Here is a 4,817-nt window from a genome sequence, read left to right as displayed (position 1 = left end):
CGCACGTTTAAAAGTAAGCGTTTTACTGATGAATATTCAGCAGAGCTTGAATCCCCAGATAGTGGGTCAACACTTGAGGGACATTGGGTAGAGAGCGATGGTAAGCAGTTGGCTATTTCATGGTTTGGAGGGTGGTCAAATTTATTTACTGGTCTAAGCTTCTTGTTAATGGTCGCTGCAGTTCTGTTTTTTTTCGTTGATTTGGGTGTTATTGGCTTTGTGTGGGAGGATTATCGGTGGGTGCCATTTGCTATATACGCACCTATGTTTATTATAGGTTTTTATATGCTGAAACACCGGGCCATATTAGCGCACCGAGATGATTTTTATTTTAATCGTCATACCGGGCTTGTAAAAACTCCGCATACATTATTTAGAAAACCGTTTTATTTACCTTACGAAGACATTGTTTGCTATGGCGCCAATGAGCGTAATGTCGGTTCAGCCCGTGGTGGTTCACGTGTATTTGTGTCACTCATGGTACCGTTAAAATACCCTAAACATTATCGCTTTACCAAGCCTACTTTTTATGTGGGTGGTTCAAATCGTGAATGGGATTCACTGGCATACGCCACAGCCATGACCTTTATGGATACATCAATCCCACTTGGCACGCATTTATATCAATCGATAGAGCATTACTTCAAAATCGATAAAGATATAACGGAAAAACACGCTTTTCCTGAGGAGCTAAAACTTTATTTAGACCCTGATGACTGCCAAGTAAACAGACATGAAGTGTGGTGATGTAAAAAACAGCGGTTAGTGTGAATCGCTGTTTTGCCTTGTGCAAAAATCAACTTTAAAAACACAATTAGAGTGGCTGTCTAGTTTAATTATGAGTTTGATGATAATAGCCTTAGCCTAAATGCTGCAGTTTATGAGTTTGAAATTGAATCTCCTAGTATCAGTGTGTTTGATGTTGAAATAAAATCAACACTTATATACAACGAAAATTTAACCTTACCTATAGATTTTGATGCGTTTGAAAAGCCAATTGAAAATGCTTCACCTGATTTAGCAATCGCATAAGGAATCTGATGCAAAATAATGACTACCTAGCCGCTGATATTATGCCTAAAAAAACGCAGTTCAATCGTTTTTTTTATCCTGAGAGATTAAATAGTCTTAAAGAAAAGTTTAAAGGCTTATGTTATTTGTATGACTTACCTTCTAAAAAACAGAAGGCAATACAAAAACACCCAGAGCGATATAAAATAGAAATGTGCGGAAATAGCTCAATTAGAGTTATATTATTTGGCCCAATCATAATCGGCTTTGTTTTAAGTTTGTTATTTTTATTCTCTTGTATTGTGATGACTTACTCCGAGGAACCTTATCATTGGTGGATACCTATACTTACTTTTTCTTGGAATTTGTTTTTTCTTAATTTGCTGCCACTAACAGACAGTTACATCCCCAAAAAACAAATATACTTTGATAGACAAAAGCAGCTAGTAGGCTTTACTTATCCTATCCTTGGTTGCGAAGCGCGTGATGAGCAGGGTAATTGTTGTTTTAAGTGGGCTGATATTGTATGCCATTTAGATATGGTTGCAACACGCCCGGGTGTAATGGGGTTTGTACCCTATATAAGTCATGTTGATGAGGATAAATACCCTGACACTAAAATTGTTGTGCAAGTGCCAGATAACTCAAATAACCCAATGAACTGTTATTTATATTGGGAGCGTGTAGTGCGTTTTATGGACAACAGCCAACCACTTCCTGATGTACCTGAGTATGAAAACTACCGACACCTTGATGAACTCACCGCTGAATTTGATAAAAAAAATGACAGACCTAATAAATTTTGGACCGACTTTTCACTTGCTCAACAAGCCGAAATTTGGCAAACGTTTAATAAAGAGGCTGCTCATTTTAATTGGATCAGAGCGACACCTAACGAAGAAATAATTAAACCTTGGCTGCATTTTAAGGGTGAGCCTGAGCGTATCGAAAAACTAACCTGGAAATACAAAGCAAAGCGTTTAGCGCTACAGCTGTTTATGGGCATACCTTAAGCGCATTACAAAAGCTGCTTTATAACTTAAAGGAAGTTTGAGCTATGCATAGTTTGAGTTTGTTAAAGGAATAATATGTCTATTTATAATTACTTAGGTGGCCCGCTGGCTAAAAAAACAATTTTTAATAAATATTTTAATGCTAAAACAAGCAAAAGTCTTACAAAGCAATTTGGTGGATTATGTATTCTTTATGGTTGGCTATATATCGATAAGTTAGGCCTAAAGGCACAACCCCAGCGCTTTCAAGTCCATTCATGCGGTAATGACCCTATGAGAGCACTAATCTTTGGTCCAATGCTTTTAGGGTTCACAGGTAGTTCATTTATAGGGTTATTTACATTATGGTGGATTCCATTTGGCTCAAAGCCTTACCCGCTGACACTATTATTCTTGGTGCTTATAGGGAACCTTACATTTTTAAACCTTCAACCACTCTGGGATAGGATGGCGCCTCCTAAGTTAGCGTATTTTGACCGTCAAACAGGTAAAGTAGGTTACACCTTTGGTATTCCTGGTTGTGACGAGCGCGATGAATTTGGTAATTGCTGCTTTGATTGGCGAGATATGCAATGCTCATTAATAAACGAAAGCACCTCACAGTCGGGCTCGCGGGCATTTTTTCCAAGACTCTCCCATAAAAACATAGATAAATACCCACAAACAAAAATGACGATTGTAGTGACAGAGTTAGCACAAAACCCAATTTATTGTTTACTGTTTTGGGAACGATTAGTTCGCTTTATGGATAACACAAAGCCATTACCTGATATACCTGAATATGAGGGTTACAGGCACCTAGATTCAATTACCGCTGAGTTTGATAAGCACAACAATCGCCCTGAGGTTTACTGGCGTGACATGAGCTTTGCACAACAAACAGAAGTTTATGATGAGCTCTATGCTGAAGCATACAAAATAGATTGGTACAGCGACGAGCCACAACCCGAAATCACCAAACCATGGTTACGGTGGACGCCTGAGCCCGAGCGAAAACAAACACTTAATTGGAAATACAAAGCGAAACGTTTATTTATGCAATTAACGTGTGGGATCCCTTAAGTGCCTTTTATGGCGGGATTTAGTTTATATAATTAGAATGGCTGTCTAGTTTTATTATCACAATGAGAGTGAAAAATCAGGGCTGCATTTTTTAATGATGACCGTAAGTACAGTCACCGCATTGGTCAAGTTATAAGCCAAGCTGTAATTAATTTATAAGAAGTAGATTGTTAAAGGAGTAACTATGAACATAGATGATAAAAGATCAGAGGACGAAAGAATACTTGGTGAGCTAGTTAAGCGCTATATTGCTGAAGAGGAAGATGGTTTAACTCACGAAGAACGAGAAAAAATAAAAAGAGAAAACCGTATTAACGCAATTAAACAGTGGTGCGCTGAAAATCCTGGTCGAGACCCCGCTAGAGCAAAAGATAAAACCACAAAGCAACTGGCTTTGGATGAAAAAGCGGTGGTGCGAAGAGAAAAATTTAGAAAAAATAACCCTGAAAAAATGCTAGAAATCGAAAGGAGAGGCGATAACAAAAGTAAATACCGTGATAATAGACAAACCTACAATGAGCGACTACCAAGATATTACTTACATAAAGACAGTTATGAAACGCGATTAAAAAAGCCGAAGCACTCAATGGTTGCAGATTCAAAACTCGCACGTTTAAAAGTAAGCGTTTTACTGATGAATATTCAGCAGAGCTTGAATCCCCAGATAGTGGGTCAACACTTGAGGGACATTGGGTTCGCTCTGATGGGCAACAACTTGCTATTTCATGGTTTGGGGGGTGGTCGAATTTATTTACTATTCTTGGCTTTGGTTGTACGAGCCTCGCATTACTCGTATTTGGTTTCCATATTCTTGCTCTTATCATGGACGGGTTTGAATATTTCTGGGTGATGGCTTCAATCTATGTGATGCTCTTTGGTTTAGGAGTGTTTACGTTAAAACACCGAGCTATTTTATCGTACCGAGATAAGTTTTACTTTAATCGCCATACTGGGCTTGTAAAAACTCCGCATACATTATTTAGAAAACCGTTTTACTTACCTTACGAAGATATTGTTTGCTATGGTGAAAATAAGCGTAATGTCGGCTCAGCCCGTGGTGGTTCACGCGTGTTTGTGTCCCTTATGGTGCCGTTAAAATACCCGAAACGTTATCGTCTCACTAAACCAATATTTTACGTGGGTGGTTTTAACCGAGAGTGGGATTCGCTGCAATATGCAACAGCCATGACCTTTATGGATACATCAATCCCGCTTGGCACGCATTTATATCAATCGATAGAGCACTACTTCAAAATCGATAAAGATATAACGGAAAAACACGCTTTTCCTGAGGAGATAAAACCTTATTTAGACCCGGATGACTGCCAAGTAAACAGACATGAAGTGTGGTGATGTAAAAAACAGCGGTTAGTGTGAATCGCTGTTTTGCCTTATGCAAAAATCAACTTTAAAAACACAATTAGAGTGGCTGTCTAGTTTAATTATGAATTTGATGATAATAGCCTTAGCCTAAATGCTGCAGTTTATGAGTTTGAAATTGAATCACCTAGTATCAGTGTGTTTGATGTTGAAATAACACCAATACTTATATACAACGAAAATTTAACCTTACCAATAGATTTTGATGCGTTTGAAAAGCCAATTGAAAATGCCTCACCTGATTTAGCAATTGCATAAGGAACCTGATGCAAAATAATAATTACTTCGGTGTTGGAATAATGCCAAAGAAAACGAAGTTTAATCGTTTTTTTGAATACCGTAGTATAAAAA

6 protein-coding genes are annotated in these 4,817 nt (G+C 38.0%); 5 read left to right on the top strand and 1 reads right to left on the bottom strand.

Features of this window, described 5'->3' with window-relative positions:
• From GQR52_RS20080 to GQR52_RS20600, 5 genes are all read left to right on the top strand, one after another.
• Positions 1–747 (top strand): hypothetical protein (locus GQR52_RS20080; protein WP_165729581.1); only part of this gene is annotated, 747 nt, incomplete at its 5' end.
• Positions 748–1,040: 293 nt separating this feature from the next.
• The gene (locus GQR52_RS20070) at positions 1,041–2,024 is read left to right on the top strand and encodes a hypothetical protein (protein WP_165729580.1); all 984 of its coding nucleotides are present in this window, start codon (positions 1,041–1,043) and stop codon (positions 2,022–2,024) included.
• A gap of 75 nt (positions 2,025–2,099) precedes the next feature.
• Positions 2,100–3,086 carry a hypothetical protein gene (locus GQR52_RS20065; protein ID WP_165729579.1) on the top strand — a complete coding sequence of 329 codons (987 nt, stop codon included), beginning with the start codon at positions 2,100–2,102 and terminating at the stop codon, positions 3,084–3,086.
• A gap of 184 nt (positions 3,087–3,270) precedes the next feature.
• Positions 3,271–3,936, top strand: a complete 666-nt coding sequence (locus GQR52_RS20605; protein ID WP_240914502.1) for a hypothetical protein — start codon at positions 3,271–3,273, stop codon at positions 3,934–3,936.
• Between the two features lie 35 nt (positions 3,937–3,971).
• Positions 3,972–4,439 carry a hypothetical protein gene (locus tag GQR52_RS20600; RefSeq protein ID WP_240914501.1) on the top strand — a complete coding sequence of 156 codons (468 nt, stop codon included), beginning with the start codon at positions 3,972–3,974 and terminating at the stop codon, positions 4,437–4,439.
• Positions 4,440–4,570: 131 nt separating this feature from the next.
• Here the strand turns inward: GQR52_RS20600 and GQR52_RS20055 are convergent.
• The coding region (locus tag GQR52_RS20055) for a hypothetical protein (protein WP_165729578.1) at positions 4,571–4,817 on the bottom strand (247 nt) is incomplete at its 5' end.

The organism is Pseudoalteromonas sp. 31A1 (assembly GCF_011378815.1).
GTDB lineage: Bacteria > Pseudomonadota > Gammaproteobacteria > Enterobacterales > Alteromonadaceae > Pseudoalteromonas > Pseudoalteromonas arctica.
This window is presented reverse-complemented; position numbering and strand designations above follow the sequence as displayed.

What these genes read in the sequence shown, in the direction of transcription:
- GQR52_RS20070 (WP_165729580.1), top strand. Translation starts at nt 1,041, where the DNA reads ATGCAAAATAATGACTACCTAGCCGCTGATATTATGCCTAAAAAAACG.
- GQR52_RS20065 (WP_165729579.1), top strand. Translation starts at nt 2,100, where the DNA reads ATGTCTATTTATAATTACTTAGGTGGCCCGCTGGCTAAAAAAACAATT.
- GQR52_RS20605 (WP_240914502.1), top strand. Translation starts at nt 3,271, where the DNA reads ATGAACATAGATGATAAAAGATCAGAGGACGAAAGAATACTTGGTGAG.